This window comes from Jannaschia aquimarina, assembly GCF_000877395.1.
Classification (GTDB): Bacteria; Pseudomonadota; Alphaproteobacteria; order Rhodobacterales; family Rhodobacteraceae; genus Jannaschia; species Jannaschia aquimarina.
In genome coordinates this window covers 145,816-172,265 of record NZ_JYFE01000041.1, presented here as the reverse complement: position 1 = coordinate 172,265, position 26,450 = coordinate 145,816, and the positions used below count along the sequence as shown (strand labels likewise).

At 67.6% G+C, this 26,450-nt stretch carries 21 protein-coding genes; 17 read left to right on the top strand and 4 right to left on the bottom strand.

Going from position 1 to position 26,450, the window contains the following annotated elements; genetic code table 11:
* The first annotated feature begins 41 nt into the window (after positions 1-41).
* The 8 genes from pdxR to jaqu_RS11345 all read left to right on the top strand — a co-directional run bounded on the left by pdxR (position 42) and on the right by jaqu_RS11345 (position 11,064).
* The gene (pdxR, locus tag jaqu_RS11380; RefSeq protein WP_043919085.1) at positions 42-1,532 is read left to right on the top strand and encodes a MocR-like pyridoxine biosynthesis transcription factor PdxR; all 1,491 of its coding nucleotides are present in this window, start codon (positions 42-44) and stop codon (positions 1,530-1,532) included.
* Positions 1,533-1,670: 138 nt separating this feature from the next.
* Positions 1,671-3,449 carry a sulfoacetaldehyde acetyltransferase gene (xsc, locus tag jaqu_RS11375; RefSeq protein WP_043919084.1) on the top strand — a complete coding sequence of 593 codons (1,779 nt, stop codon included), beginning with the start codon at positions 1,671-1,673 and terminating at the stop codon, positions 3,447-3,449.
* An 88-nt stretch (positions 3,450-3,537) separates the two neighbouring features.
* Positions 3,538-4,491 (top strand): phosphate acyltransferase, encoded by a 954-nt coding sequence (locus tag jaqu_RS11370; protein WP_043919083.1) that lies wholly within the window; start codon positions 3,538-3,540, stop codon positions 4,489-4,491.
* On the top strand, positions 4,488-5,555 hold the full coding sequence (locus jaqu_RS11365) for an acetate/propionate family kinase (RefSeq protein ID WP_043919082.1): 1,068 nt from the start codon (positions 4,488-4,490) through the stop codon (positions 5,553-5,555). The genes jaqu_RS11370 and jaqu_RS11365 overlap by 4 nt, the downstream gene beginning before the upstream one ends.
* Positions 5,552-6,319, top strand: a complete 768-nt coding sequence (locus tag jaqu_RS11360) for a sulfite exporter TauE/SafE family protein (RefSeq protein WP_043919081.1) — start codon at positions 5,552-5,554, stop codon at positions 6,317-6,319. The genes jaqu_RS11365 and jaqu_RS11360 overlap by 4 nt, the downstream gene beginning before the upstream one ends.
* A complete protein-coding gene (locus jaqu_RS11355; protein WP_043919080.1) occupies positions 6,316-9,141 on the top strand; it encodes a molybdopterin oxidoreductase family protein in 2,826 nt (941 codons plus the stop codon). The genes jaqu_RS11360 and jaqu_RS11355 overlap by 4 nt, the downstream gene beginning before the upstream one ends.
* Positions 9,142-9,400: 259 nt before the next feature.
* Positions 9,401-10,162 carry a 4Fe-4S dicluster domain-containing protein gene (locus tag jaqu_RS11350; RefSeq protein ID WP_043919079.1) on the top strand — a complete coding sequence of 254 codons (762 nt, stop codon included), beginning with the start codon at positions 9,401-9,403 and terminating at the stop codon, positions 10,160-10,162.
* Entirely contained in the window at positions 10,162-11,064 is a 903-nt protein-coding gene (locus jaqu_RS11345) for a dimethyl sulfoxide reductase anchor subunit family protein (protein WP_043919078.1), read from the top strand. Before jaqu_RS11350 ends, jaqu_RS11345 begins: the two co-directional genes overlap by 1 nt.
* 205 nt (positions 11,065-11,269) lie before the next feature.
* Here jaqu_RS11345 and jaqu_RS11340 read toward each other — a convergent pair whose 3' ends face one another.
* From jaqu_RS11340 to jaqu_RS11330, 3 genes are read right to left on the bottom strand one after another with little or no spacing between them, the layout of a single operon-like run.
* On the bottom strand, positions 11,270-12,748 hold the full coding sequence (locus tag jaqu_RS11340; protein WP_043919077.1) for a carboxypeptidase M32: 1,479 nt from the start codon (positions 12,746-12,748) through the stop codon (positions 11,270-11,272).
* Positions 12,745-13,878, bottom strand: a complete 1,134-nt coding sequence (gene ctaA / locus jaqu_RS11335) for a heme A synthase (RefSeq protein ID WP_043919076.1) — start codon at positions 13,876-13,878, stop codon at positions 12,745-12,747. The genes jaqu_RS11340 and ctaA overlap by 4 nt, the downstream gene beginning before the upstream one ends.
* A gap of 40 nt (positions 13,879-13,918) precedes the next feature.
* The gene (locus jaqu_RS11330) at positions 13,919-14,650 is read right to left on the bottom strand and encodes an RNA methyltransferase (RefSeq protein ID WP_043919075.1); all 732 of its coding nucleotides are present in this window, start codon (positions 14,648-14,650) and stop codon (positions 13,919-13,921) included.
* A gap of 61 nt (positions 14,651-14,711) precedes the next feature.
* Between jaqu_RS11330 and jaqu_RS11325 the strand changes: the two genes are divergently transcribed.
* The 7 genes from jaqu_RS11325 to jaqu_RS11295 all read left to right on the top strand — a co-directional run bounded on the left by jaqu_RS11325 (position 14,712) and on the right by jaqu_RS11295 (position 21,541).
* A complete protein-coding gene (locus tag jaqu_RS11325) occupies positions 14,712-15,317 on the top strand; it encodes a thiamine phosphate synthase (protein WP_043919183.1) in 606 nt (201 codons plus the stop codon).
* A 34-nt stretch (positions 15,318-15,351) separates the two neighbouring features.
* Positions 15,352-16,365, top strand: a complete 1,014-nt coding sequence (locus jaqu_RS11320; RefSeq protein WP_043919074.1) for a FliG C-terminal domain-containing protein — start codon at positions 15,352-15,354, stop codon at positions 16,363-16,365.
* A gap of 542 nt (positions 16,366-16,907) precedes the next feature.
* On the top strand, positions 16,908-17,924 hold the full coding sequence (locus tag jaqu_RS11315; protein ID WP_043919073.1) for a ligase-associated DNA damage response exonuclease: 1,017 nt from the start codon (positions 16,908-16,910) through the stop codon (positions 17,922-17,924).
* A gap of 5 nt (positions 17,925-17,929) precedes the next feature.
* A complete protein-coding gene (locus jaqu_RS11310) occupies positions 17,930-18,799 on the top strand; it encodes an alpha/beta hydrolase (protein WP_141134328.1) in 870 nt (289 codons plus the stop codon).
* Positions 18,796-19,662 (top strand): alpha/beta hydrolase, encoded by an 867-nt coding sequence (locus tag jaqu_RS11305; protein ID WP_043919072.1) that lies wholly within the window; start codon positions 18,796-18,798, stop codon positions 19,660-19,662. Before jaqu_RS11310 ends, jaqu_RS11305 begins: the two co-directional genes overlap by 4 nt.
* A complete protein-coding gene (locus tag jaqu_RS11300; protein ID WP_043919071.1) occupies positions 19,659-21,281 on the top strand; it encodes an ATP-dependent DNA ligase in 1,623 nt (540 codons plus the stop codon). Before jaqu_RS11305 ends, jaqu_RS11300 begins: the two co-directional genes overlap by 4 nt.
* Positions 21,282-21,355: 74 nt before the next feature.
* Positions 21,356-21,541 (top strand): hypothetical protein, encoded by a 186-nt coding sequence (locus jaqu_RS11295; RefSeq protein ID WP_043919070.1) that lies wholly within the window; start codon positions 21,356-21,358, stop codon positions 21,539-21,541.
* Between the two features lie 43 nt (positions 21,542-21,584).
* On the opposite strand, the gene jaqu_RS11290 is transcribed toward jaqu_RS11295, so the two are convergent.
* Positions 21,585-22,946 (bottom strand): TrkH family potassium uptake protein, encoded by a 1,362-nt coding sequence (locus tag jaqu_RS11290; protein WP_043919069.1) that lies wholly within the window; start codon positions 22,944-22,946, stop codon positions 21,585-21,587.
* A gap of 145 nt (positions 22,947-23,091) precedes the next feature.
* Between jaqu_RS11290 and jaqu_RS11285 the strand changes: the two genes are divergently transcribed.
* Together jaqu_RS11285 and jaqu_RS11280 are read left to right on the top strand one after the other, a co-directional pair.
* Positions 23,092-24,981 (top strand): AMP-binding protein, encoded by a 1,890-nt coding sequence (locus tag jaqu_RS11285; RefSeq protein WP_043919068.1) that lies wholly within the window; start codon positions 23,092-23,094, stop codon positions 24,979-24,981.
* The gene (locus jaqu_RS11280; RefSeq protein ID WP_043919067.1) at positions 24,978-26,435 is read left to right on the top strand and encodes a hybrid sensor histidine kinase/response regulator; all 1,458 of its coding nucleotides are present in this window, start codon (positions 24,978-24,980) and stop codon (positions 26,433-26,435) included. Before jaqu_RS11285 ends, jaqu_RS11280 begins: the two co-directional genes overlap by 4 nt.
* Positions 26,436-26,450 lie beyond the last annotated feature (15 nt).

The following is a 26,450-nucleotide window of genomic DNA, read 5'->3' as shown; positions in this document are numbered from 1 at the left end:
CCCCTTCATAAGGCCAACCCGGCCGCGCTATCGGTCCAGACATGGCCCGGATCCCCGTCGAATCGTTCGTGCTCGGCCCCGCTCAGGGGGCGACGCTGCAACGGCAGGTGCAGGACGCGGTGACGCGCGGCGTTCTCGCGGGCCGGATGCGGCCGGGCGACCGGATGCCGTCCAGCCGCGCGCTGGCCCGCCATCTGGGCCTCAGCCGCATCACCGTGACGCTGGCCTATGCCGATCTCGTTGCCAACGACTACCTCGTCTCCCGCGGCCGGTCCGGCACGTTCGTGTCGCCCAATGCGCCGACGCCCGCGCCCGTCCCGCGCGCGGCCCGGCCGGCGCGCGGCGGTGTGGACTGGTCGCGCGCCCTGGGCCAGCGCTTTCCCGACCCGGCGCCACTGGCCCGCCCGGCGGATTGGCGGCGCTATCCGTATCCCTTCATCTACGGCCAGACCGACCAGCGGCTCTTCGATCACGGCAATTGGCGGCGCTGCGCGCTCCAGGCGCTTGGCTCGCGCGATTTCGGCCCCCTCTCCGAAGACGCTTATGCCCGCGACGACCCCTATCTGGTCGAGCAGATCACCACCCGCATCCTGCCCCGCCGCGGTATCGACGCCCGCCCCGAAGAGGTGCTGGTGACGATGGGCGCGCAGAACGCGCTCTGGATGGCGGCGCAGGTCCTGCTCACGCAGCGGCGCACCGCGGTGATGGAGCGCCCCTGCTACCCCGCCCTGCGCGAGATCCTGCAACTCGGCCGCTGCATCGCGCAGGAAGTTGCGGTCGATGGCGGCGGGCTGCCTCCCGGTCAGGTGCCCGAGGGGGCGGACGTCCTGTTCGTGACGCCCAGCCACCATTGCCCCACCGGCGTGACGATGCCGCTCGCCCGCCGCCGCGCCCTGCTCGCATTGGCCGAGCGGCGCGAGATGCTGATCGTCGAGGACGATTACGAGTTCGAACTGGGCTTCGTCACACCGCCCCTGCCCGCGCTCAAATCGCTCGATCGCACGGGCCGGGTTATTTATATCGGCTCGTTCGCCAAGTCGCTCTTTCCGGGCCTGCGCCTGGGATACCTCGTCGCCGCCGAGCCCGTGATCCGCGAATTGCGTGCCCTGCGCGGCCTCGTCCTGCGCCACGTTCCCGGCCACGTCCAGCGCACCGCGGCCTACTTCCTCGCCCAGGGCCACTGGGACGCGCAGGTGGCGCGCATGACCCGGGCCTTCCGCGACCGCCGCGCCGCCGCGCAGGCCGCCATGGACACACATGGCCTGGCTCCGGCGCGCGCGAATGCCTTCGGTGGCTCATCCTTCTGGATGCGCGCGCCCGAGGGCGTCCGGGCCATCGACCTTGCGGACCGCCTGCGCGCCCGCGGCGTCCTGATCGAACCCGCGGATGCCTTCTTCTCCGACCCGCGCCCGGGGCCGTTCTACCGCCTCGCCTATTCGTCCATCGCCTCCGAGGACATCCCGGAGGGCATCGCCCGCATCGCGCGGGAAACCGCCCGGTTGGCCGGATCGGCCCAGGCCGTCTGGCCTTAGGCCCACCGGTCGTCTGGCCCTATCGACCCCTTGATCCGGACCGTAGATTCTGAACACAACGGCTCAGGCGCCGGGGAGGGCGCCGCCACCCGTAATTCCCGCGCGTCAGGCGCGCCCGCTGCCAGCAGGAGTCGGCCCATGAAGATGACCACCGAGGAAGCCTTCGTCAAAGTCCTCCAGCGCCATGGCATCCGTCATGCCTTCGGGATCATCGGCTCCGCCATGATGCCGATCTCGGACCTGTTCCCGACCGCCGGCATCACCTTCTGGGATTGCGCGCACGAGGGCAGCGCGGGCTTCATGGCCGACGGCTATACCCGCGCCACGGGCGAGATGTGCATGATGATCGCCCAGAACGGCCCCGGCATCACCAACTTCGTCACCGCCGTGAAGACGGCCTACTGGAACCACACGCCGCTGCTGCTGGTGACGCCCCAGGCGGCCAACAAGACCATCGGTCAGGGCGGCTTCCAAGAAGTCGAGCAGATGAAGCTTTTCGAGGACATGGTCGCCTATCAGGAAGAGGTCCGCGACCCCTCCCGCATCGCCGAGGTCCTCACCCGCGTCATCGCCAAGGCCCACCGCGCCAGCGCGCCCGCGCAGATCAACGTGCCCCGCGACTTCTGGACCCAGGTCGTCGATATCGACATCCCCGACCCCATCGAGTTCGAGCATTCGCCGGGCGGCGAGAACAGCGTCAAGGCGGCCGCCGACCTGCTGTCGTCGGCGAAGTTCCCGGTCATCCTCAACGGGGTCGGCACGGTCCTTTCCGACGGCGGGATCAAGGCGTCGAAGGCCTTGGCCGAACGTCTCGATGCACCGGTCTGCGTGGGCTACCAGCACAACGACGCCTTCCCGGGCGCGCACCCGCTCTTTGCCGGGCCGCTGGGCTATAACGGCTCCAAGGCGGGGATGGAGCTGATCTCCAAGGCCGACGTCGTGCTGGCGCTCGGCACCCGTCTCAACCCGTTCTCGACCCTGCCCGGATACGGCATCGACTACTGGCCCAAGGACGCCAAGGTCATTCAGGTCGACATCAATCCCGACCGCATCGGCCTCACCAAGAAGGTCAGCGTCGGCATCGTCGGCGATGCCGCCAAGGTGGCGTCCGGCATCCTGGAAAACCTCGCCGACGACGCGGGCGATGCGGGCCGCGCCGACCGCAAGGCCGTCATCGCCGACACGAAATCGCGCTGGAAGCAGGAGCTGTCGTCCCTCGACCACGAAGAAGACGATCCCGGCACCACCTGGAACCAGCGCGCCCGCGACGCCAAGCCCGACTGGATGAGCCCCCGCATGGCCTGGCGCGCGATCCAGGCGGCCCTGCCCCGCGACGCCATCATCTCCAGCGACATCGGCAACAACTGCGCCATCGGCAACGCCTATCCCGATTTCGACGCCGGCCGGAAATACCTAGCCCCCGGCCTCTTCGGCCCTTGCGGCTACGGCCTGCCCTCCATCGTTGGCGCCAAGATCGGCCAGCCGGACGTCCCCGTCGTGGGGTTCGCTGGGGACGGCGCTTTCGGCATCGCGGTGAACGAGCTGACCGCCATCGGGCGCGAGGAATGGCCGGCCATCACGCAGATCGTGTTCCGCAACTACCAGTGGGGCGCAGAAAAGCGGAACTCGACCCTCTGGTTCGACGACAATTTCGTGGGTACCGAACTCGACACCAAGGTCTCCTATGCGGGCATCGCGCAGGCCTGTGGCCTGATCGGCGTGCAGGTCCGCACCATGGACGAGCTGACCGAGGCGCTGGCCGAGGCGATCCGCGCACAGATGAAGGACAACCGCACCACGCTCATCGAGGTGATGCTGAACCAGGAACTGGGCGAACCCTTCCGCCGCGACGCGATGAAGAAGCCGGTCCAGGTCGCGGGGATCTCGAAAGACGACATGAACGTCGCCGCCGAATGAGCGGCGCGCCGCGGCGGGGGGTCACATCCCCGTCGCCTCCGGGCCCTACCCACTTGGCCATCGTCCACAAACCGGCCAAGCCTGTCCCATGACCCATCCCTTCCTGTCCCCCACCCCGCCCGAGACGCCCGGCGCCCTGTTGGCCCGCGCACGCGATCTGCCCGTTCCCCGCGTGGCGCTGGTCAATGCCGGCTCCGCCACCGCGCTGGCCGGCCTGCGCGAGATGGCAGCGGCGGGCCTCGCCACGCCGATCCTGATCGGGGACCCGGCCAAGATCCGGGACGCCGCGACGCAGATCGACTGGGACATCTCGGACCTCCCGCTGATCGACGCCCCGCGAGAGGCGGCCTCGGTCGCCGCCGCCGAGTTGGCGCGCGACAGCGGCGCCGACGCGATCATGAAGGGGCAGGTCCACACCTCCACCTTCCTGAAGGGTCTCCTTCCGTCCCGGGCGGGCCTCCGGGCTCCCGGCGCGCGCTGCGGGCACGTCTTCCATATCACCCTCCCCGGCGACGACCGCCCGCTCTTCCTGACGGATGCGGCGTTGAACGTGGCGCCCGATGTCGAGACCCGGAAGGCCTGCCTAGCCCACGCCGTCCGGCTCGCGCAGCTCGTCGGGATCGAAAGGCCCCGTGCCGCCATGCTGGGCGCGACCGAAGATCCCATAGCTTCGATCCCCAACACGCTGGAATCACAGGACATCGCCGACTGGGCGAAGGACGCGCTGCCTCAGGCGGACGTCGCGGGTCCCATTGCGATGGACCTCGCGCTGTCGGCCGAGGCGGCGCGGATCAAGGGCTACGAGAACCCCGTCGCGGGCGCCGCGGACATAATGGTCGCCCCCGCGATCACCACGGGCAATGTGCTCTTCAAGACGCTGGCCTTCGGCATGGGCGCATGTGCGGGCGGCGTGGTGATGGGGGCGAAGGTCCCCTTCCTGCTGACGTCGCGCGCGCAGAAGACGCCTGCGCGGCTCGCCTCGGCGGCGCTGGGCATGATCGTCGCGGCCGATGCGGCGCGCACCGCGCCGGCCGCGCAATGATGCTGGTCCTCAATGCCGGCTCCAGCAGCCTCAAGTTCGCGCTGTTCGACGCGGACCTGAATGAGGCGCTGGCCGGCGCCGTGTCCGAAATCGGCGGCGCGGCCCGCTTCGAACTGGACGACACCGAGACATCGGCCGACGCGCCCGACCACGATGCCGCCACCGCCCTCGTACTGGAGGCGCTGCGCGACCGCGGCCATCCCGCCGCCACGCTCACGGCGGCGGCCCACCGGGTCGTCCATGGCGGCACCGCCTTCACCGGGACCGTCCGAGTGACGTCCGACGTCATCGACGCGATCGAGGCGCATGTCCCCCTCGCCCCCCTCCACAATCCCCACAACCTCGCCCCGATCCGCGCGCTGGCCGCCCGCGCTCCCGATCTGGCGCAGGTCGCGGGGTTCGATACCGCCTTCCACACGACGATCCCCGAAGTGGCGCAGACCTATGCCATCCCCGCCGAGGATCGCGAAGCGGGCCTGCGCCGCTACGGCTTTCACGGCCTCTCCTATGCCGGCCTCACGGAAACCCTGCGCGCGCGTGGCGCGCTGCCCGCCCGCCTTCTGGCGCTGCATCTGGGCAATGGCGCCTCGCTCTGCGCGATCCGCGATGGACGCTCTGTGGCGACCTCCATGGGCTATTCCCCGGTGGCGGGCCTGACCATGGGCACCCGGTCGGGGGATATCGATCCGATGGCCGTCCTCGACATGGCGCGCCGCCATGGCATCGACGGCGCCGCAGAACGCCTGAACCGCGCCTCGGGCCTGCGCGCGCTGGGGGGCGCTTCCGACATGCGGATGCTGGCGCAGGCGGGGACGGCCGATGCCCGCTTCGCCCGCGACCACTTCGCCTATTGGGCCATCCGCCATGCGGGCAGCGCCATCGCCGCGATGGGCGGGCTGGATGCGCTCGCCTTCACCGGCGGCATCGGCGAGAACGACGCCGAGATTCGCGACCGCATCGCCGATGGCCTCTCCTGGGCGGGCGACATCCCCGTCCACGTCATCCCCGCCGAGGAAGAGCGCACCCTCGCCCGTGACGCCGCCGCCCTGCTGGAGGCCGCATGACCACGCTCGGCAACTGGATGGGCCTCGCACCCGGCATCGCGGTACTCGCCATCCTTGCCTGCCTTCTGGCGGGCGCGATCCGGGGCTTCGCCGGGTTCGGCCTCTCCGCGCTCGCCATGGCGATCCTCGCCGCCTTCATCGCCCCAATCGAGCTCATCCCGCTCTTCTGGTTCCTCGAGATGTCGGCCAGCCTCGTCCTGATGAAGGGCGGCTGGGCCGATGCGGACCGGACCGCCGCGGTCACGCTGGTCGCCACGGCGGGGGTCGGCCTGCCGCTTGGCCTGCTGGCCACGATGGCCATCCCGGCCACGCTCTCGAAGGCGGTCGCGCTGACGCTCCTGATCGGGCTGGCGCTGACCCAACTCGCGCGTCTGCGGATCCCGGCACTGGCCAGCCGCCCCGGCACGCTGGCCACCGGGCTGGGCGCAGGGCTGATCACGGGGCTGGCGGGCGCGGGCGGCATGTTCATCGCGCTCTACGCGCTGGTGCGCGACCTGCCCGCGCGCACCATGCGCGGCACGCTCAACATCTACATGCTGGGCTCCGGCGCGGTGGGCCTCGTGACGCATCTGGCCCTGCGCACGATGGACGGGCAGACCGCGGCGCGCGCGGCGATCCTCGTGCCGGTGACCCTTTTGGGCGTCTTTCTCGGACAGGCCGCCTTCACCCCCCGGTGGGAGCGGTACTACCGCCCCGCCTGCCTCGTCCTTCTGCTGGGGCTTGCCGGGTCTGGCCTGATCCGGCTCGCATGGGAGCGATCATGACCAAGCTGATTCCGAACCTGCATCCCAAACCCGGCGACGAGATCCGCAAGACGACCTGCTACATGTGCGCCTGCCGCTGCGGCATCGACGTCCACGTCAAGCACACCGACCAGGGCGACCGCATCTCCTACATCGAGGGCAATCGCGACCATCCCGTCAATCGCGGCGTCCTCTGCGCCAAGGGTAGCGCGGGGATCATGCAGCACAATGCCCCGTCCCGCCTGCGCGCCCCGATGAAGCGCACGGGCCCCCGCGGCTCCGGCCAGTTCGAGGAGATCTCGTGGGACGAGGCCTACGAGATCGCCGCCTCCTGGCTCGGGCCGATCCGGGAGACGGCGCCCGAAAAGCTCGCCTTCTTCACCGGCCGCGACCAGTCGCAAAGCTTCACCAGCTACTGGGCCCAGGCCTTCGGCACCCCCAACTACGCGGCCCATGGCGGCTTCTGCTCGGTCAACATGGCGGCGGCGGGCATCTACACGATGGGCGGCGCGTTCTGGGAATTCGGCCAGCCCGACTGGGACCGCACCAAACTTTTCATCCTCTTCGGGGTGGCGGAAGATCACGACAGCAACCCGATCAAGATGGGGATCGGCAAGATCAAGGCGAACGGCGCGCGCGTCGTCGGCGTGAACCCGATCCGGTCCGGCTACAACGCCGTCGCCGACGACTGGTTCGGCGTCACGCCCGGCACCGACGGCCTCCTGATCCTCTCGCTCGTCCATTGCCTGCTCAAGGCCGGGCGCATCGACCTCAGATACCTTCGCGACTTCACGGACGCTCCCGTCCTGATCGATGCGCGCGAGGGGCCGACCAAGGGCCTGCCGCTGCGCGACGACGACGGCCACGCGCTCGTCTGGTGCCGGCGCGAACAGCGCCCGCGCTGCTTCGACGCCGAAGACGTCGAACCCGACCTGAACGGCGCCTGGGAGGAGGACGGGGTGATCCACCGCACCGTCTTCCACGCGCTCGCCCACAAGTATCTCGATGCGCAATACGCGCCCGAGGCGGTGGCCGACCGCACCGGCATCCCCGCCTCCCGCATCCGCGCCCTGGCCGCCGAAATCGCGCGCGTCGCCTTCGAGGAGGCGTTCGAGCTGCCCATCGAATGGACCGATTTCCGCGGCCGCACCCACGCGACGATGCAGGGCCGCCCCGTCAGTTTTCATGCCATGCGCGGCATCTCGGCCCATGCCAACGGCTTCCAGACCTGCCGCGCGCTGCACATGCTCCAGATCCTGATCGGCAGCGTCGAGGCGCCCGGCGGCTTCCGCTTCAAGCCGCCCTACCCCAAGCCCGCGACGATCCATCCCAAGCCCCATTGCAAGGTCACGCCCGGCGCGCCGCTTGACGGGCCGCATCTGGGCTTCGTGCACGGCCCCGACGATCTGGCCCTGCGCGAAGACGGCACGCCCGCGCGCATCGACAAGGCCTTCACCTGGGAAAACCCGATGTCGGCGCATGGGCTGATGCACATGGTCATCTCGAACGCCCATGCGGGCGACCCCTACGAGATCGACACCCTGTTTCTCTACATGGCGAACATGGCGTGGAACTCGTCCATGAACACGGCCGGCACGATGAAGATGCTGACCGACACGCGGCCCGACGGCGAATACCGGATCCCCCGGATCATCTATTCCGACGCCTATTCCTCCGAGATGGTGGCCTATGCCGACCTGATCCTGCCGGACACGACGTATCTGGAGCGCCACGACTGCATCTCGCTGCTGGACCGTCCCATCTGCGAGGCAGAGGCCGCCGCCGACGCCATCCGCTGGCCCGTGGTCGAGCCCGACCGCGACGTGAAAGGCTTCCAGACGGCACTGATCGAACTGGGCGCCAGGCTTGGCCTGCCGGGTTTCGTCACCGATGACGGCAGCCCGAAATACCGCGACTACGCCGACTACATGGTCAACCACGAACGCCGCCCCGGCATCGGCCCTCTGATGGGCTGGCGCGGCAACGGCGAACAGACCGGGCGTGGCGATGCGAACCCCAATCAGTTGGACCGCTACATTGAAAACGGCGGCTTCGCGCTGGCCCACATTCCCGAAGACGCGCAATTCATGAAGCCATGGAACAAGGCGTATCAGGATTGGGCCGTCTCTCTGGGCCTCTACGACAAGCCCGCGCCCTACCTCTTCACGCTGTGGTGCGAGCCGCTGCGCCGCTTCCAGCTCGCCGCGGAAGGGCATGGCAATCGCCAGCCCCCCGATCATTTGCGGCCGCGCATCCTGGCGACCTTCGACCCCCTGCCGATCTGGTGGAATCCCATGCAGGACCACGAGACGGAGGCCCGCTTCACCACCACGGCACTGACCCAGCGGCCCATGGCGATGTACCATAGCTGGGGCACCCAGAACGCCTGGCTGCGTCAGATCCACGGCCGCAACCCGCTCTATGTGCCCACCGACATCTGGCGCCGCGAAGGCTTCGCCGACGGCGATTGGGCGCGGGTGACATCGCCCCATGGGGAGATCACCGTCCCCGTCGCCCACATGCCCGCGCTCAACGCGAACACGGTCTGGACATGGAACGCCATCGGCAAGCGCAAGGGGGCCTGGGCCCTCCACGACACCGCACCCGAGGCGAGGAAGGGCTTCCTCCTGAACCATCTGATCCACGAGCTTCTGCCCCCCCGAGAGGACGGTATGCGCTGGTCCAATTCGGACCCCATCACCGGCCAGGCGGCCTGGTTCGACCTCAAGGTCGAGGTGAAGAAGATTGCAGCCCCTGCGGACGGGGTGAGCAAGCCGCAATTCGACCGGCTGGAAAGTCCTGTCGGAAAAGGTCCGGGTCAACTGGAATGGGTGGTGAAATGACGTCTTGCATCGCCACCCCGGCATTTGGCGCCCGCGGGCCGATCCGCGCGGCCACGCGCTTCCGGATCCGGCGGGCGAGCACCGGTTGCAGGGGTGGGAGCGAGGGGCCAGCCCCTCGCGCTCCCCGGGATATTTTTGAAGCAGAGAAGACAGATATCGGGGGGTCCCGGTCCGCAGAGTGGTGCACGTTGTGCAGACGGGGGGTGCACAGGGGGTGCACAGGGGGTGCATCGGCATTTTTGCACCAAGGGGGCAGAAGATGACGGCCTTACCTGCATCGACGAACAAGAAGCTCGGCCTCGTCATCGACCTCGACACCTGCGTGGGCTGTCATGCCTGCGTGACCGCCTGCAAGGGCTGGAACACCCAGAATTACGGCGCCCCGCTCTCCGATCAGGATCCGTATGGCGATGCGTCCGGCACGTTCCTCAACCGGATCCACTCCTACCAAGTCGAGCCCGATCAAGGACTTGCGCAAACCATCCACTTCCCGAAGAGCTGTCTGCATTGCGATGACGCGCCCTGTGTGACGGTCTGCCCAACGGGGGCCAGCTACAAGCGCGAGGAGGACGGCATCGTCCTCGTGAACGAAGACGCCTGCATGGGCTGCGGCCTCTGCGCCTGGGCCTGTCCCTACGGCGCCCGCGAAGTGGACGAAGCCGCTGGAATCATGAAGAAATGCACGCTCTGCGTGGATCGGATCTACAACGAGAACCTGCCCGAGGAGGACCGCGTGCCGGCCTGCGTCCGCACCTGCCCGGCCGGCGCGCGCCATTTCGGAGACCTCGCCGACCCGGACAGCGATGTCAGCCGGCTGGTTCAGGCCCGCGGCGGCGTCGACCTGATGCCCGAACAAGAGACGAAACCGGTCAACAAGTACTTGCCGCCGCGTGAGAAGGACACGCTGCAAGCCCCTGAAATGTCTGGGGAGGAAGACGTGCTCGCGCCCTTCCTCGCCCCGGTCGCGGAGGAACCGAAAGGGTTTCTCGGCTGGCTCGACCGGACGCTTGAGAAGCTCTGATGCATCCTGCCCCCAGCGTCATCATCTTCTCGACCCTGTCTGGTGCGGGGTTCGGATTGCTGTTCTTCCTCGGCCTCGACCCGGACCCGCCCCGCGGATGGGTCGGCTTCACCTTCTTCGCCATCGCCTACGCGCTGGCCTGCGGCGGATTGTTTTCGGCGTTCTTCCATCTGAAAAATAAGAAGAACGCCTGGAAATCCTACAGCCAATGGCGCACGTCCTGGCTGAGCCGGGAAGCCTGGGCGGCGGTGCTGGCACTGGTCGTGATGGGTGTCTTCGCGGCCGGGCTGGTCTTCCGCGACACGCATTTCGCGCCTCTGGGCTGGGTCGGCGCCTTGCTCTCGCTCGCCACCGTCTTCACGACCTCGATGATCTATGCCCAACTCCGTGCCGTACCCCGTTGGAATCAGGCGGCAACGCCTGCGATGTTCCTGGCCTACGCGCTGGCGGGGGGCGCGCTCCTGTCGGGCCGCGAGACATGGTCGGGCTGGCTGTTCCTGCTGGCCGGCGCGATCACCCTCTGGCACTGGTGGAAGGGCGACCGCCGCTTTGCCGAGGTCGGGACCACGATCCGCTCCGCCACGCGCCTGAACAGTGGAGTCACCCTATTCGAGGCCCCCCATACTGGCGATAACTACCTGACGAGAGAGATGGTCTTTCGCATCGCGCGCAAGCATGCCGTCAAGTTGCGGGTCATCGGCCTGCTTGCCGCATCCCTGGTGCCCGCGATCCTGGTCCTGGCCCCCTTCGATCTGGGTTTCGCAGCCAAACACGCGCTGGCCGGCCTCGCCTTGCTGATCCATCTGGGCGGCGTCTTCGTGACGCGCTGGCTGTTCTTCGCCGAAGCGGAGCATGTGGTGGGCCTGTATTACGGCGCTCATCTTGACCGGCAGGCTGCCTGATAGTTTGAATGGCCAAGTTTGATAGAGTTTGTCACAGATCAATGCGCGGCCCGGAACCGGCTGCTAGAGGTCGAAGACAGTCACGGAGGCGACGACGACCGCTCCGTGCGAGCGCGGGCCGTCGAAAGACGCTCCTGCGCGCCGACGCCCGGCTGGAGGGGAGGCCAGCCGGGCGTCGATGTAACCGCGTTCGGGATTGAATGGCCTACGGATAGAGGTCGCCGAATTTCGCTTCCAGATAGTCGAGCAAAGGTCCCGCCGAGGGGGGCGACCCGGTAGCGTTCTCGATCGTCTCGACCGGCGGGCGCAGACCGCCGAACCGTTGCAGGCAATCGCACATCCATGTCGTCGCAGGCGATGGATCGCCCTTTGCCAGCGCCGCGTCGATCCCGCTCAGCTCCTGCCGTGCCGCAGCCATGAGGCAGCCGGCATACAGGTTGCCCAGCGAGTAGGTCGGGAAGTATCCCATCAATCCCACCGACCAGTGCACGTCCTGCAGGAATCCATTCGAAGGCCTGTCGACGGCAAAGCCGAAATCCGCCTCGAACCGCTCGTTCCAGGCAGCCTCGATGCCGTCCGCCTCCAACTCGCCCCGGATCAGCGCGCGCTCCAGATCGAAGCGCAACATGATGTGGAGGTTGTAGTTCACCTCGTCGGCCTCGGTCCGGATGTAGCCGGACCGGACGGCGTTCACGGCGCGGTAGAAGTCGCGTTCCGAGGCGACACCGATCTCGCCGAAGAGGTCGCGCATCCGCCCGTAGAGCCATCCGCAATAGGCCTCGGACCGGCCCATCTGGTTCTCGTAGCTGCGTGACTGGCTTTCGTGGACCCCCATCGAAACACCGCGCCCGAGCGGCGTCAGCAGATGCGCTGCGTCGACGTTCTGCTCGTAGGCCGCGTGGCCGACTTCGTGGATCGTGGAATAGAGGCAGTTGAAAGGATCGGCCTCGTCCACGCGTGTGGTGATGCGAACGTCCAGCCCCGAGCCGGAACTGAAAGGATGCACCGCAAGATCGAGTCGGCCGCGCTGGAAGTCGTAGCCGAACGCCTCGGCGATCTCGCGCGCCAGCATGAGTTGCGTCTCTTTCGGGAAGGTCCCCGAGAGGCGGGGTGCCGGCTCGCCGTCCAACGCACGGCGGCGCAGGTCGACCAGGCGGGACCGCATCTCGTCGAACATGGCCGCCATGGCCGAGGCATGGCCGCCCGGCTCGTAATCCTGCATCAGCGCGTCGTAGGGATCCCCGCCTTCGGCCAAGGCCGCCCCCTCCTCGCGGCGCAGGCGAACCACTTCGGCCAGCACCGGGATGAAGGCATCGGCATCCTCGTTCTCGCGTGCGCGGGCCCACTTGCCCTGCGCCAGCGACGTGACCCGCGCGATTTCCGCCGCCAGATCGCCCGGCACTTTCAGCGTCCGCTCGTAATTGCGGCGTATCTCGCGGAGGTTGGCGGTTTGCACTTCGTCCATCGGATCTGCGGCGTCCAGCCACTCCCCGATGCGCGGATCCGTGCGGCGGGCGTGGAGCACCTCCTCCAGCGCGGCCATCTCATCGGCACGCTGGGGGGCGGAGCCGCGTGGCATCATCGTCTCCTGGTCCCATCCGGTCCGACCGGCAACCGAGGCGAGCGCCTCGGTCGTCCGCTGATGCGCCATCAGCGTATCGTAGGCAGAGAGCGTGTCCTTCATGCGGTCCTCACCGATTGAGCCAATGGATACTTGGCGCGATGCCTGGCCCGGATGGCAAGGACCAACAGCACGACGGCCCCGAATTGGTGGACGATCGCGAGATACCAGGGCGAGGAATACATCACCGTCACGATCCCCAACAGAATCTGAAGGAAGGTCATGTGCGCCACGGCGGTGAAGGCGATCTTCGTCTTACGGTTCGGCGACCGGCGCGCGGCCATGGCGGCCCAGATCACCAGCGCGAACAGAACGTACCCCCAGAGACGATGGAAGAACTGCACCGTTCCGTCATTCTCGAACAGGTTGCGCCACCACGGTGCCATCTCCCACATGCCGGGCGGGGTCAGGCCGCCGGCCATCAGCGGCCAGTCGATATAGTTGCGCCCGGCATCGATGCCCGCGACCAGCGCGCCCCATATGATCTGGAAGAGGACCGCCCCGACCAGCACGGCGCCCCAGGTCATGAAGCGTGTCTCCGACAGCCGCCGCGCCTGGAGCAGGTCCGATGCGGGCCGCGCCATCGACAGCATGAACCACGCGATCAGGCCCAGGATCACGAAGGCCAGCCCGAGATGCGTCGCGAGGCGATAAGAGGCGACGTCCAGCATCGTCCCCGTCAGACCGGAGGCGACCATCCACCAGCCGATCGCCCCCTGCAGGCCGCCCAAAGCACCGAGACCCAACAGGCGCCCCGTCCAGCCCGGCGGGATGCGCTTGGTCAGCAGCAGGCCGAGGAAGCCAACCGCCCAGACGAGTCCGATGAAGCGCCCAAGCTGCCGGTGCCCCCATTCCCACCAATAGATCACCTTGAACTCGGCCATCGTCATGCCGCGGTTCTGAAGCTGGTATTCCGGGATCTGGCGGTAGAGCTCGAACTCGGCCTCCCAGTCGGCCTGCGACAGCGGAGGGATCGCGCCAGTCACGGGGCGCCATTCCGTGATCGAGAGCCCCGAGTCGGTCAGCCGGGTCATGCCGCCAACGGCGATCATCACGACGACCAAGGCGAACAGGATCCCCAGCCACAGACGGACCGCCAATCTGTCGCCCTTGCGCGCGGCATCTATACCACCGGTCGCGACCGCCTTGCGCTCGCTTGTGCCCACTTCCTCGAAGATCGCGCGCTTTGCCATGCGGGTCCCTCTCGTCATCCGTCGGGGGGCAGGTAAGCAGTTATCCCCGCTCCTTCCAGCGTACCATCTGACGCATCATGCCATGAAAGGTCTGAACGTCGGCCCGCGTCAGCGGCATGCGTGACCAGAGGTTGCGCAGGTGCCGCTTCATGGCGGGCGCTTTCGCCTCTGGAAAGAAGAACCCGGCCTGCCCCAGCCGCTCTTCGAAATGGTCGCCCAATGCCGCGATCTCGGCCGCATTGGCCCAGTCCGTGCCGGCCATGCGGGTCTCTGCGCCCGCCGCCCCGGTCGTGACACGCCGCCATTCGTATCCCGTCAGCAGCACGCATTGCGCGAGGTTCAGGGACGCGAAGTCGGGATTGGTCGGCACGCTCACGATGGCGTTCGCCGTGGCGATGTCGTCGTTCTCCAGCCCCGCCCTCTCGGGCCCGAACAGGACGGCGACCCGCTGGCCCGCCGCGATGCGGTCGCGGGCCTCGGTCATCGCCGCTTCGGGAGTGTAGATCGGTTTGGTCAGATCGCGGTCACGGGCGGTCGTGGCCAGAACCCATTGCGCGTCCGCCACGGCCTCCGCCGTGGTTTCCGTCACCATCGCCGCGTCCAGCACCCTGCCCGCGCCCGACGCCAATGCGACGGCCCGCTCGTTGGGCCATCCGTCGCGTGGGCCGACCACGCGCATCCGATCCAGACCGAAATTCAGCATGGCACGGGCGGCGGCGCCGATATTCTCACCCATCTGGGGGCGGACCAGGACGAAGGCGGGTCGGGACATGGCGCGCGCCCTATCCCGCTGGCGCTTGCGGCGCAACGTCCCGCCGGATAGCGAAGCGCGCATGACCGACGTGCCGCAGATCTACCTGATCACCCCGCCCGAGATCGACGCCGCCTTTCCCGACCGTCTGGCGGCGGTTCTGGATGCACGGCCGGTGGCTTGCATACGATTGCAAATGCTCACGCAGGATGCGGACCGGGTGACGCGCGCCGCCGATCTGTGCCGCGAGGTCGCCCATGCGCGCGACGTGCCGTTGGTGGTCGCCGATCATACCGCGCTCGTACAGCCGCTCGGGCTGGATGGCGTTCACCTGACGGACCCCCGGCCCTTGCGGAAGCTGCGCGCGGATTGGGGCGAGGACCCGATCATCGGCGCGTGGTGCGGCGCCTCGCGTCACGACGGCATGGTCGCAGGCGAGAACGGCGCCGACTACGTGTCCTTCGGGCCGGTCGGCACCAACCTCGGCGCCGGCGAGACCGCGCAACGCGAACTGTTCGCCTGGTGGTCCGAGATCATAGAGTTGCCCGTCGTGGCGGAGGGCGGATTGGACGCGACCGCAATCGAGGCGCTGGCCGGTGTCTGCGACTTCTTCGCCCTAGGAGAAGAGATCTGGAGCTCGGACGAGCCGGCCGGCCAACTGGCGCGGCTGACGGCATCGCTGGTGTAACGCTTCCTTAAGGCGGCACTGCCAAGAGAGGCGCATGAGCGCGCCCCGCCATCCTCTCACACCGACGCAGAAGGCTGCGGTGATCGTCCACCTTCTGTTGTCGGAGGGGGCGGATCCCGGTGTCTCGGATCTCCCGCCGGATCTTCAGCGGTTACTGACGCGTGCGCTTGGGGATCTGCGTTTCGTGGACCGTGCGACATTGGCCGCGGTCACGGCGGAATTCGCGACGGAGATCGACCAGCTCGGCGTCCGCTTTCCCGCCGATCTTGGGGAGGCGTTGACCGCGCTCGACGGGCGCCTTGCGCCTGAAGTCGTCGAGGACCTGATATCCGAATTGCCGGATGAGGGTTCGGTCTCCGGGAACGCGACGTGGAACAGCCTGGGGGAACTTCCGCCGGACCGCCTGCTCGCCCTCATGGCTGGCGAAACGCCGGAGGTCTGCGCGGTTCTCCTCTCTCAGTTGCCGTCACTGCTGTCGGCCGACCTGATGCAGAAGATGGGCCCCGACCGGGCGAGCGAGGTGATGATCGCCTTCGACACGACGGGCGCGGTGCCTCCGCACACCGTCGCGCAGATCGGCCGTGCGCTCGGCCGATCGGCCGCGTCGACGGCGCCCAAGGCGTTCGATCTCCCGGCGGAGATCAGGGGCGGTGCGATCCTGAACGCATCGACCTCCGGTGCGCGGGCGGATCTTCTCGATCGCCTGGACGCCGCGGCGCCGGAATTTGCGGCCCGACTTCGGGCTGCCGTCTTCTCATGGGAGAACATTCCGGACCGCCTTGAAAAGCGCGATGTGCCGCGGGTCATGCGCGACGTCCCGAACGAAACCGTCCTTGCCGCCATCGGGAACGAGGCCGATGGCCCGGTCGCCACCTTCCTGTTCTCTGCGATCACCGAGCGTCTTTCGCAACAGATGCGTGACGAACTGGAAGAGAAGGGCGCCATCGATCCGGAAGAGGCGGAGGTCGCCCAACGGGACTTCGCCGCGAAGATTCGCGAGTTGGAGGATGCGGGTGAGCTGACGCTTCTGCCTGCGCCGGAGAGCTGAGGGCGGACCCGACCGGTTCATGGCCTGCATGATCGCCGGCCGCTCGGCACGACGTCTCGTGAAAGGTCGAATTGCTCCGGCGGATCAGGTCGTGCTTCGGGCCACGCGCGACCATCCGTATCTTCGCGCGGCATGATCGGGGGCGCGAAGCTGCCCTTTACGGAACCGAACCAAGAGGCCCTGTGGCGTCAGTGGGTTCCGATGTCGGAAGAACATGCGCCATTGCGCCTCCGTCCGCTGCCAGCCATCGGACCATCGCGCCCGATCTCGGTGCCTCTCTGCGTAGCTTGACCGCGACAGGACAGATCGGGCTGACACGGCCGCCGAACCGGATCGCGGCCAGCCATGTGCAAGCAAAGCATAGGCCGCGCAATCCGGGCAGCCCCCGAATGCAGCGGCCTATGCCGGACACGCGGCACCGATCCTAACCTACCATCGACAGAAGCCCGGATCCGGCTTCAGCCGTCCGGAGGCGCTCCGAACCAATTCAGCCCGGAGATGACGGCTGGACACGTCGTCCCATCCGCCCCACCTAAAAGGGGATGGTACTCGAATTCACCGACGATGGGATCTATTGCCCGGCGGGCGATTTCCACATCGACCCTTGGCGGCCCGTCGCCCGCGCGCTGATCACCCATGGACATGCGGATCATTCGCGGCCGGGCCATGGGGCCTACCTCGCAACCCATGCGGCGCTGCCGGTCATGCGCCATCGGCTTGGCGAGATCCGGGCCGACGGGATCGGGTTCGGGGAGACCCGCGACGTAAACGGCGTCACCGTCAGCTTCCACCCGGCCGGGCACGTTCCGGGAAGCGCTCAGATCCGCGTGGAGCACAAGGGCGAGGTCTGGGTCGTCTCGGGCGATTACAAGACGGGTGCAGACAGGTTGTCCGAACCGTGGGAACCCGTTTCCTGCCACGCCTTCATCACGGAATGCACCTTCGGTCTCCCGGTCTTCAAATGGCGCGAAGACGCGGAGCTCGAAGCCGATTTGAACGCATGGTGGGCCGCGAACGCCGCAGAGGACCGCTTCAGCGTCATCGGCGCATATGCCTTGGGAAAAGCGCAACGCGTGATGACCATGGTCGACGCGTCAATCGGACCGATCCTCACCCATGGTGCGGTGGAGAACACGAATGCGGTTCTGCGCGCGCAGGGGGTGGCCCTTCCCGACACGGTGCGGGTCACGCCCGAGACAGATCTCAAGGCCCATGCCGGCGCGCTTGTCGTGGCTCCACCTTCGGCTCTTGCGGGCGGGTGGATCCGCAAGTTCGGGCAGGCCTCGACGGGGATCGCATCGGGGTGGATGGCGCTGCGTGGCGTGCGGCGCCGCCGGTCTGCCGATCGGGGCTTCGTCATCAGCGATCATGCCGATTGGCCAGGTCTGAACGACGCGATCCGCGCGACCGGCGCCAGCAGGATCTTCGCCACCCATGGCTATACCGCGGCCTTCCATCGCTGGCTGCGCGAAGAGGGTTATGACGCCCATGTCGTCAGCACCGAATACGAGGGCGAGGAGTTCGAGAGCGAGCTCGACACGGCCGAGGACGCCGCGTGACCGCGATGGAGCCGACGACCTGGCAGGATCGCGCGCTGGCCCTGTCGGCACGGTTCGGTGCCAAGCCGGCCCTGGCCGCGCCCCTGCCCTGGAGCGTCTGGCGCAGCGCGGTCCAGATCGCTGTCAGGGATACGGCCCGGCCCGGCCTGCATGTGGAATGGGGGCGCATCGGCTCCCGCGAGGCCCGCATCGCCACGCCGCGCGACCCGGTCGAGACGGTTCTCTGGTGCCATGGCGGATGCTTCACGCTCGGCTCGCCACGGACCCATGCGCGTCTGACGGACCCGATGGCTGCGGCCGGTCTGCGCTTCGTGGTCCCGAACTATCGTCTCGCGCCCGAGCACCCCTTCCCCGCAGGCTACGAGGACTGCCTCGCCGCCGCCCGCGAGATCGCCGCGCAGGGTCCTTTTCTGCTGGGGGGGGACAGTGCGGGGGGCACACTGGCGGCATCGGTTCTCGCCCAATTGCTTGCGGACGGCACGCCGCCCCTTCGCGTCGCCCTCATCGCCCCCGCCGCGGACCTCGATCCGGCACGCCCCGACCCGACCGGGGCGCGCGATCTGGTCCTGTCGCGCCCGCTGCTGGAACGGATCGCGCGGGACTACGTGGCTGGCGCCAATCCCGCCGACCCGCGCCTGTCGCCGTTGCGCGCGGACTATCCCGGCTGCCCGCCGGTCTTGATCCATTGCTCGCATGGCGAGATCCTGGAGGAGGATTGCGACCGGCTGGCGGACAGGATGCGCGATGGCGGAGGCCAGGTGACGGTCGAGAAAGCGGCCGGCCTTCCCCATGCATGGCACATCGCCGCCGGGCGCGCCCCGGCCGCGGATGCGGCGCTGGCGCAGATGGCGGCATTTCTCAAGGGCGACGCATGAGCACGCAGGCCCGGTTCGATCGGATGCGGGCGCTGACCGCGCGCTGGATCGACCGTCCGCTTCTCGCGCTGCCGCTGCCGATCGCCGTGCACCGTGCGATGTTCGAGATGCAGGCCCGCCTCGCCACCAAGACGCCCCGACTTCCCGCACGATGGGAAAGGATCGCGGGCGTTCCCTGCAGGATCGTCACGCCGCCCGACGCGGTGCGCCGCGTGCTCTACCTGCACGGCGGAGGTTTCATTCTCGGATCTCCGCGCACCCATGCCGGGCTGACGGACCGGATCGCTTCGGCCGCCCGGGCCGAGGTCATCGTGCCCGATTACCGCCTGGCACCCGAACACCCGTTCCCCGCGGCGGTCGAGGATTGCGAAGCGGTCGCCCGCGCCCTGGAGCCCGGCTTCCATCTGGGAGGGGACAGCGCTGGCGGTGGCATCGCGCTGGCCGTCCTGCAGGACCTGCTGCGTCGGGGCACGCCCCCGGCCACGGTCTTCCTGATCTCGCCGGTTGCGCGCGTTGACGCCACGCGCGAGGCACCGCCGGATCATGACGAGATGCTGTTGCCGGAGGCCTTTCTGCGACGATGCATCGCTGCCTATGCCTGCGACGTGGATTGTTCCGATCCCCGGCTCTCGCCGATCCACGGCCGCTACGACGGATGCCCACCGGTCCATATCGAGGTCTCCGCCCGCGAAGTGCTGGAGGGCGACGGACAGGCCGTTGCGGCGCTGCTGCGGGGATACGGCGCCCCGGTCGAAGTCGCGCGGGTCGAAGGCGTCCCGCATGTCTACCATCTGTCGGCGGGCTATTCCGCTGCCGCCGATGCCGCGATCGAGCGTATCGTCGCCTCGCTTGGTCCTGCATGAAACGGTTTGCCCAACTCTTCACCGCGCTGGACCAGACGACGAAAACGACGCGCAAGACGGCGGCGCTGTCGGCATATTTCGGAGACGCGCCCGAGGCGGATCGCCTCTGGACCATCGCGCTCCTTTCGGGGCGGCGGCCAAAGCGGACGATCACCGCCAACCGGCTCGCGGAGTGGGCGGCCGAAGTCGCCGGCTTGCCCATGTGGCTGTTCCGCGAAAGCTACGACAAGGTCGGGGATCTGGCGGAGACCATCCACCTCGTGCTGCCCGACCCCACCCGCGAGGCCGACCGGAGCCTGTCGGAGTGGATCGGCGATATCCGTGCATTGGCAAAAGCCGACGAAGCCGAGAAGAAGGCCGCGATCCTGGATGCGTGGGACAGGCTCGGCGGCGCAGAGCGTTTTGTCTTCAACAAGCTCATCACGGGCGGTTTCCGCGTCGGAGTGAGCCAGAAGCTCATGACCCGGGCCTTGTCGCAGGCCACCGGGATCGAGGAGGCGGAGCTTGCCCATCGGATCATGGGCGAATGGTCCCCCGAAAGCGTGAGCTACCAGTCTCTGATCGTGGCGCCCGATCCCGGGGCCGACCTGTCCCGCCCCTATCCGTTCTGCCTTGCCCACGGTGTGGACACAGCCCCCGGCTACGATACCGGGACGGGCCCCGCCGTCTTGGGACCCGCCGAAGACTGGCTGGCGGAATGGAAATGGGACGGCATTCGCGGACAATTGATCCTTCGCGGCGGCGGGCATTACCTCTGGTCGCGCGGCGAAGAATTGATGACCGACCGCTTCCCCGAATTCGCGCGGGCGGGCGACTTCCTGCCCGACGGGACCGTCATCGACGGTGAGATCCTGGCATGGGATCATACGGCCGGTCGCCCCATGGGCTTCAGCGCGCTGCAAAAGCGCATCGGGCGCAAGACGGTGCCGAAGAAACTGCTGAGCGAGGCGCCCGCGATCCTCTATGCCTACGACCTGCTGGAGGAGGCGGGCCGCGACATCCGCGCCCGACCGTTCGCCGAGCGGCGCGCGCGGCTCGAAGAGCTTGTCTCGCCCCTGCCCGCGGATGCGCCGGTCCTCTTGTCCCCGACGGTTTCGGCTGACGATTGGGAGGGTCTGGCGGAGATCCGCAGCGGCGCGCGCGAGGCGCAAGCCGAGGGCTTGATGCTCAAACGCAAAGACAGCCCGTACCATGTCGGCCGCAAGAAGGGCGATTGGTGGAAGTGGAAGCTGGACCCGCTCAGCATCGACGCGGTGATGGTCTACGCGCAGGCCGGCCACGGACGGCGCGCGAACCTTTATACCGACTTTACCTTCGCCGTCTGGAAAGGAAACGATCTGGTGCCCTTCACCAAGGCCTATTCGGGGCTGACGGATGCGGAATTCCGGAAGATCACCCACTGGGTCCGCCGCAACACCCTCGCGCGGTTCGGACCCGTGCGGCAGGTTCCCCCCGAACAGGTTTTCGAGATCGGATTCGAGGGGATACGCGAAAGTACGCGCCACAAGTCAGGCGTCTCGTTGCGCTTTCCACGGATGCTGCGCTGGCGGCAAGACAAAGACGTCAGCGAGGCGGACACCCACGACACCCTCATGCAGATGCTCGCCCAGTATGGCTGAGGGACCCTTTTCCCCTTAAATCGCTGCATCGGGCCCGTATGCTTGGTCTCGTCACGACAACTGGGAGGATTGTCATGCTGCAACCAAGCGAAGCCGTTCAGCAGGCCCATCGGCTATACGATGTGGCGGGCGACCGCGCCGAAGCCGTCGCCGCCAAGAATGCGCGCCAACAACGCGTCGCCGGGCACCGGGACGAGGCCGACGACTGGGAGGCCGTGAGGCGCATCATCCGATCCTGGCGGGGGGCGAACCAAAGCTAAGCTCACCCCGCCGATCTTGCAGCGAGCATTCCGCGCGAGGACGTCAGAGGACCAAGTCGTTGTCCTCTTCCTCGTCGCGGGTCTCGTCATGTGCCGCCAGCGCCATTCCGAACGTCAGGATACCCACGCGTCCGGCGGTCATCAGCACGATGATGACCAGCTTGCCGACTTCCGTCAGATCGCCGGTGATCCCCATCGACAGGCCCACGGTGCCCATCGCGCTGATCGCCTCGAAGAAGACCTTGTCGAAGGGCAGCGAACTGTCGGTGAGAAACAGCAGGAACGTGGCGACGAACAGGAGCCCGACATAGTAGGTCAGCGATGCCGTCGCCGTCTGGAGCCGTTCCAACGGGATCTCCCGCTTGAAATAGCGGATCCGGTCCCGCCCCTTCAGCGTCGACCGGACGAGCCCGACGAGCGCGGCGAACGAGGTCGTCTTGAGCCCTCCTCCCGTCCCGGCCGGCGAGGCGCCGACGATCATGAGGAAGAACATCACCACGATGATCGCGGGGGCAAGCGCGGATGTCGGGGTGGTGTTGAACCCGACCGTCGTCGAGGCGGTCATCACCTGGAAGAAGCTGGCCATCAGGCGTTCGTCAGCGGGCATCTCCTGATAGGACGGCTCGACGACAAACAGAACCAGCGTGCCGACGATCAGGAAGCTGAGCGTGATGCGCCAGATGACCTTCGACGTGAAGCCCAGATGGCGGTTCCGGCCCGTCATGTTCCGCCAGAAATCGACGACGATCAGAAAGCCCATCGCGCCGAGGATCGACAGCGTCGAAATCACGATATTCACGCCCGGGTTGGCGACGAAATCCTCGAACGAGTTCGAATTGAGGCTGAACCCGGCGGTCGCGAAGGCCGAGACCGAGTGGAAGATCGCCGACCAGGCGGCCCGATCCACACCCGCTTCCAAAAACAGGAAGTAGAGCAGGATCGCACCGATCGCCTCGACCGCGAAGGTGAAGATCACCACCGCCTTGACGAATTGGGCCGGGTCGATCGTGTCCGGCAGGTTGAATGCATGCTTCGTCGTGGTGCGCCTCACCCGGTCGAAGCCTTGGGCCAGATGCATGATGACGAACGACCCGATCGTCATGTAACCCAACCCGCCCATCTGGATCAGGAAAAGGATCACGATCTCGCCGAACAGGCTGAACGAGGAACCGGGATCGACCGACACGAGACCCGTGGTCGAAACCGCCGATGTCGCAATGAAGAGCGCGTCCAGGGCGGCGACCGGGACCTGTTGCGCGAACGGAAGGCAGAGCAGGGCCCAACCGATGAGCATGTAGCTCAGATATCCGACCAGGAGCAGCTTTGGCGGAGACAGGTGCATCAGGATGGAGCGCCAGCGCGCCCACCCTTTCAGAATCTTGCCCGGCACGTGAGGAGTGGTCATCGCATTTCTCTTTGCGGTTGAGCCGAGTCGAAACTCTTATTGCTACCCGCATGTTCCGTCCATCGTGCGTCCCCGCGCGAGCGCCCTTGCGCGTTTCGCCAGCCGCGCCCTAGTGTCGCCTGCGAGATCGAGAGGGGATGCCAGCATGGGTTACAGGGACGAGTATGATCGGGCCGCGACGGATCCCGAAGGGTTCTGGATGGACGCGGCGCAGGCCATCGACTGGGATCGGATGCCCTCCAGGGCGCTGTTCGACCGGGGCGGGCCGGTGCCGGAATGGTATTGCGACGGACTGGTCAACACCTGCTGGAACGCGGTCGACCGGCATGTCGAGGCCGGACATGGCGACCGGTTTGCGATCATCCATGACAGCCCGGTCACGGAAAGCGTCGCGCGCCTGACCTATGTGGAACTCCGTGACCGGGTGGCCGTTCTCGCTGGAACCATGACCGCACGCGGTGTCGGCACGGGGGACCGCGTCGTCATCTACATGCCGATGATCCCCGAAGCGATCGTTGCGATGCTCGCCTGCGCCAGAATTGGGGCCATTCACTCGGTCGTATTCGGCGGGTTCGCAAGTCCGGAGCTGGCAATCCGGATCGACGACGCCAAGCCCAAGGCCGTCCTCGCGGCCTCCTGCGGGATCGAGCCCTCGCGGGTCGTCGAATACGGCCCGCTTCTGGCGGGGGCCTTGAACCAGGCCGAACATGAACCCGACTGCATCCTGATACTGCAACGCAACCGATGCCACGCCGAAATGCAAGAGGGATGGGAGGATTGGGTCGCCGCGCAACACGGGGTCGCACCCGTCGAGTGCGTCCCGGTGCAAGCGGATCATCCGGCCTACATCCTCTATACGTCGGGGACGACAGGGGCGCCGAAGGGCGTCGTCCGGCCGACCGGCGGGCATCTGGTCGCGCTGGAATGGACCATGACGAACGTCTACGGCGTCGCGCCCGGCGAAGTCTTCTGGGCGGCATCGGATGTGGGATGGGTCGTCGGCCACAGTTACATCGCCTACGCGCCGCTGATCCACGGCTGCACGACCATCGTTTTCGAAGGCAAGCCGGTAGGCACGCCGGATGCGACGACGTTCTGGCGCGTGATGGCGGATCACGAGGTCTCGGTCTTCTTTACCGCGCCGACCGCGTTCCGCGCCGTCAAGCGTGAGGACCCGAAAGGTGAGCTGGCTTCGCGGTTCGATCTGTCAGCGTTGCGGACGATCTTCCTCGCCGGAGAGCGGGCCGACCCGGATACGGTCGAATGGATCGAACGGACCACCGGAAAGCCGGTCATCGACCATTGGTGGCAGACCGAAACCGGATTCGCCATCGCCGCGAACCCGATGGGGCTGGAGCCTCTGCCAGTGAAATCCGGAAGCCCGTCGGTTCCGATGCCCGGCTATCAGGTCGAGGTGCTCGACGAGGGAGGCACCGCCGTGGCCCCCGGGGCGCTGGGTGCGATCGCGATCAAGCTGCCCCTGCCGCCGGGAACCCTGCCAACGCTCTGGAACGCCGAAGAGCGGTTCCGGAAATCCTACCTGACCACCTTCCCCGGCTACTACGAGACCGGGGATGCCGGGATGCTGGACGAAGATGGATACCTCTGGATCATGGCCCGCACGGATGACGTCATCAACGTCGCCGGCCATCGCCTGTCGACCGGCGGAATGGAAGAGGTGCTCTCGACCCACCCTGACGTGGCCGAATGCGCCGTGATCGGCGCGGCCGATCCGCTGAAGGGTCAGGTCCCGGTCGGCTTCCTGTGCCTGAACGCAGGTGCCCAGCGTGCGGAAGCCGACATCGTCGCGGATTGCGTGCGCCTGGTCCGCGAGAGGATCGGGCCCGTCGCCGCCTTCCATCAGGCGGTCTGCGTCCCACGCCTGCCCAAGACCCGATCAGGCAAGATCCTTCGCGCGACCATGGCCAAGATCGCCGATGGCGAAACGGTGGCGACGCCGGCCACCATCGACGATCCTGCGATCCTGGACGAGATCCGCGACGCGCTCGCGACGCTCGGCAGAGGTCGCGGGTGAACGATCCGGCGGACGAGGCGAGCGACCTTCCCGATCACAGAGTCCTTCTGGGCCATGATCTCCGGGCTGCGGCGGCTGACGTCGTCGGCGGCTTGCGCCTCCTGGAACAGGAAGTCCTGACGTCGGCCGCCCGGGCGCAACTCGAACGGGTGCAGGCCGCGTCGGACCTCATGGTGCGGCTCATGGACGAGCTGCTGGACGACACGGCGAGCCTTCCGGGCGACACTTCCGTGGTCGATCTGCGCAGGCTGCTGGACCGAACCATGCGCCATTGGCGCGGTGCGGCCGCGCCGTTGGGCGTCACGGTGGACCTGGATATCGACGACGGCGTCACGAGACTCTGGCGCGTCGAAGCATTGCCGTTGCGCCGCATCCTGGCCAACGTCCTGGGCAATGCACTCCGCCACGCCCGGAGCCGTGTCACGCTCACGCTGGAGCAACGAAATGGCGGCGCGGCACTTCTGATCATCGATGACGGGCCGGGCTTTCCGCCCGAGCTGCCGCTCTTGTTCGAACCGGCACAGACCGGGCCGGGATCGCACGGGACAGGCATGGGCCTGCACATCGCGACCGAGCATGCGGGCCGGATCGGGGCCACGATCACCGCACGAAACGTCGCAGAGGGCGGCGCGGAGGTCTCGCTCCATCTGCCGGCAGAGCTTCAGGTCGCCGATCCTCCGCCCAGCGAAGAGATCCCTGATCTGTCGGGCTGGAAAGTCCTCATCGTCGATGACAGCGCGACCGTTCAGACGCTGCTGGCCGGCATGCTGTCCCGCATGGGGGCGGAATGCGACATCGCGACGGATGGCGTGGCCGCCCTGAACTGGCTCGCGCGGGCGCGGTTCGATCTGGCGCTGATCGACGTCGAGATGCCTCTGCTCGGGGGGCGCGAGGTCATACGGGCCGAGCGGCTGCGCCAGGCGCGCGGCGTCGCCCCGCCGATGCCGATGATCGCGATGACTGCACATCGGGATCCCGCCATACAGGCCGACATAGTGGAGGAAGGCGCGGACGGGATCCTGACGAAGCCGCTGCCCGACCTTGAGACGTTCGGACGCGCAATCTCCGGCCTTCTGGCCGACGCCCCCCGCGCAGCCGACTGGCAGCCCGAAGCAGCACCGGTCCTGAGCGCCGCCATCCTTGCCGACCTGCTCGCCTCTGCCGGACCGAGTGCCGCGCCGGAGATGCTGGAGCGCATGAAAGAGGACCTCGCCAATGTCGAGAAGACGCTCGAGAATGCCCTCGCGCAGGGAGATCTGGCGGAGGCACGATTCCAGACGCACATCCTGCTTTCGCTGACCGGGGCTCTGGGTGCTTTGCCGACCCAGACCCTCGCACAGAAGCTCAGCGAGCTCCTGAACACGGGCGATACGGACGCGGTCCGCATCGTCGGGAGAGCCTGCCTCGGCCGACTGGGCGAGTTGCGGGCGGAGCTTGCCAGTGCCACGGGATAGGAGACGACCCGAGAC

Bases quoted from the DNA above. Each gene is read 5' to 3' on its own strand.
- pdxR (WP_043919085.1), top strand. From the start codon at position 42: ATGGCCCGGATCCCCGTCGAATCGTTCGTGCTCGGCCCCGCTCAGGGG.
- xsc (WP_043919084.1), top strand. From the start codon at position 1,671: ATGAAGATGACCACCGAGGAAGCCTTCGTCAAAGTCCTCCAGCGCCAT.
- jaqu_RS11370 (WP_043919083.1), top strand. From the start codon at position 3,538: ATGACCCATCCCTTCCTGTCCCCCACCCCGCCCGAGACGCCCGGCGCC.
- jaqu_RS11365 (WP_043919082.1), top strand. From the start codon at position 4,488: ATGATGCTGGTCCTCAATGCCGGCTCCAGCAGCCTCAAGTTCGCGCTG.
- jaqu_RS11360 (WP_043919081.1), top strand. From the start codon at position 5,552: ATGACCACGCTCGGCAACTGGATGGGCCTCGCACCCGGCATCGCGGTA.
- jaqu_RS11355 (WP_043919080.1), top strand. From the start codon at position 6,316: ATGACCAAGCTGATTCCGAACCTGCATCCCAAACCCGGCGACGAGATC.
- jaqu_RS11350 (WP_043919079.1), top strand. From the start codon at position 9,401: ATGACGGCCTTACCTGCATCGACGAACAAGAAGCTCGGCCTCGTCATC.
- jaqu_RS11345 (WP_043919078.1), top strand. From the start codon at position 10,162: ATGCATCCTGCCCCCAGCGTCATCATCTTCTCGACCCTGTCTGGTGCG.
- jaqu_RS11340 (WP_043919077.1), bottom strand. From the start codon at position 12,748: ATGAAGGACACGCTCTCTGCCTACGATACGCTGATGGCGCATCAGCGG.
- ctaA (WP_043919076.1), bottom strand. From the start codon at position 13,878: ATGGCAAAGCGCGCGATCTTCGAGGAAGTGGGCACAAGCGAGCGCAAG.
- jaqu_RS11330 (WP_043919075.1), bottom strand. From the start codon at position 14,650: ATGTCCCGACCCGCCTTCGTCCTGGTCCGCCCCCAGATGGGTGAGAAT.
- jaqu_RS11325 (WP_043919183.1), top strand. From the start codon at position 14,712: ATGACCGACGTGCCGCAGATCTACCTGATCACCCCGCCCGAGATCGAC.
- jaqu_RS11320 (WP_043919074.1), top strand. From the start codon at position 15,352: ATGAGCGCGCCCCGCCATCCTCTCACACCGACGCAGAAGGCTGCGGTG.
- jaqu_RS11315 (WP_043919073.1), top strand. From the start codon at position 16,908: ATGGTACTCGAATTCACCGACGATGGGATCTATTGCCCGGCGGGCGAT.
- jaqu_RS11310 (WP_141134328.1), top strand. From the start codon at position 17,930: ATGGAGCCGACGACCTGGCAGGATCGCGCGCTGGCCCTGTCGGCACGG.
- jaqu_RS11305 (WP_043919072.1), top strand. From the start codon at position 18,796: ATGAGCACGCAGGCCCGGTTCGATCGGATGCGGGCGCTGACCGCGCGC.
- jaqu_RS11300 (WP_043919071.1), top strand. From the start codon at position 19,659: ATGAAACGGTTTGCCCAACTCTTCACCGCGCTGGACCAGACGACGAAA.
- jaqu_RS11295 (WP_043919070.1), top strand. From the start codon at position 21,356: ATGCTGCAACCAAGCGAAGCCGTTCAGCAGGCCCATCGGCTATACGAT.
- jaqu_RS11290 (WP_043919069.1), bottom strand. From the start codon at position 22,946: ATGACCACTCCTCACGTGCCGGGCAAGATTCTGAAAGGGTGGGCGCGC.
- jaqu_RS11285 (WP_043919068.1), top strand. From the start codon at position 23,092: ATGGGTTACAGGGACGAGTATGATCGGGCCGCGACGGATCCCGAAGGG.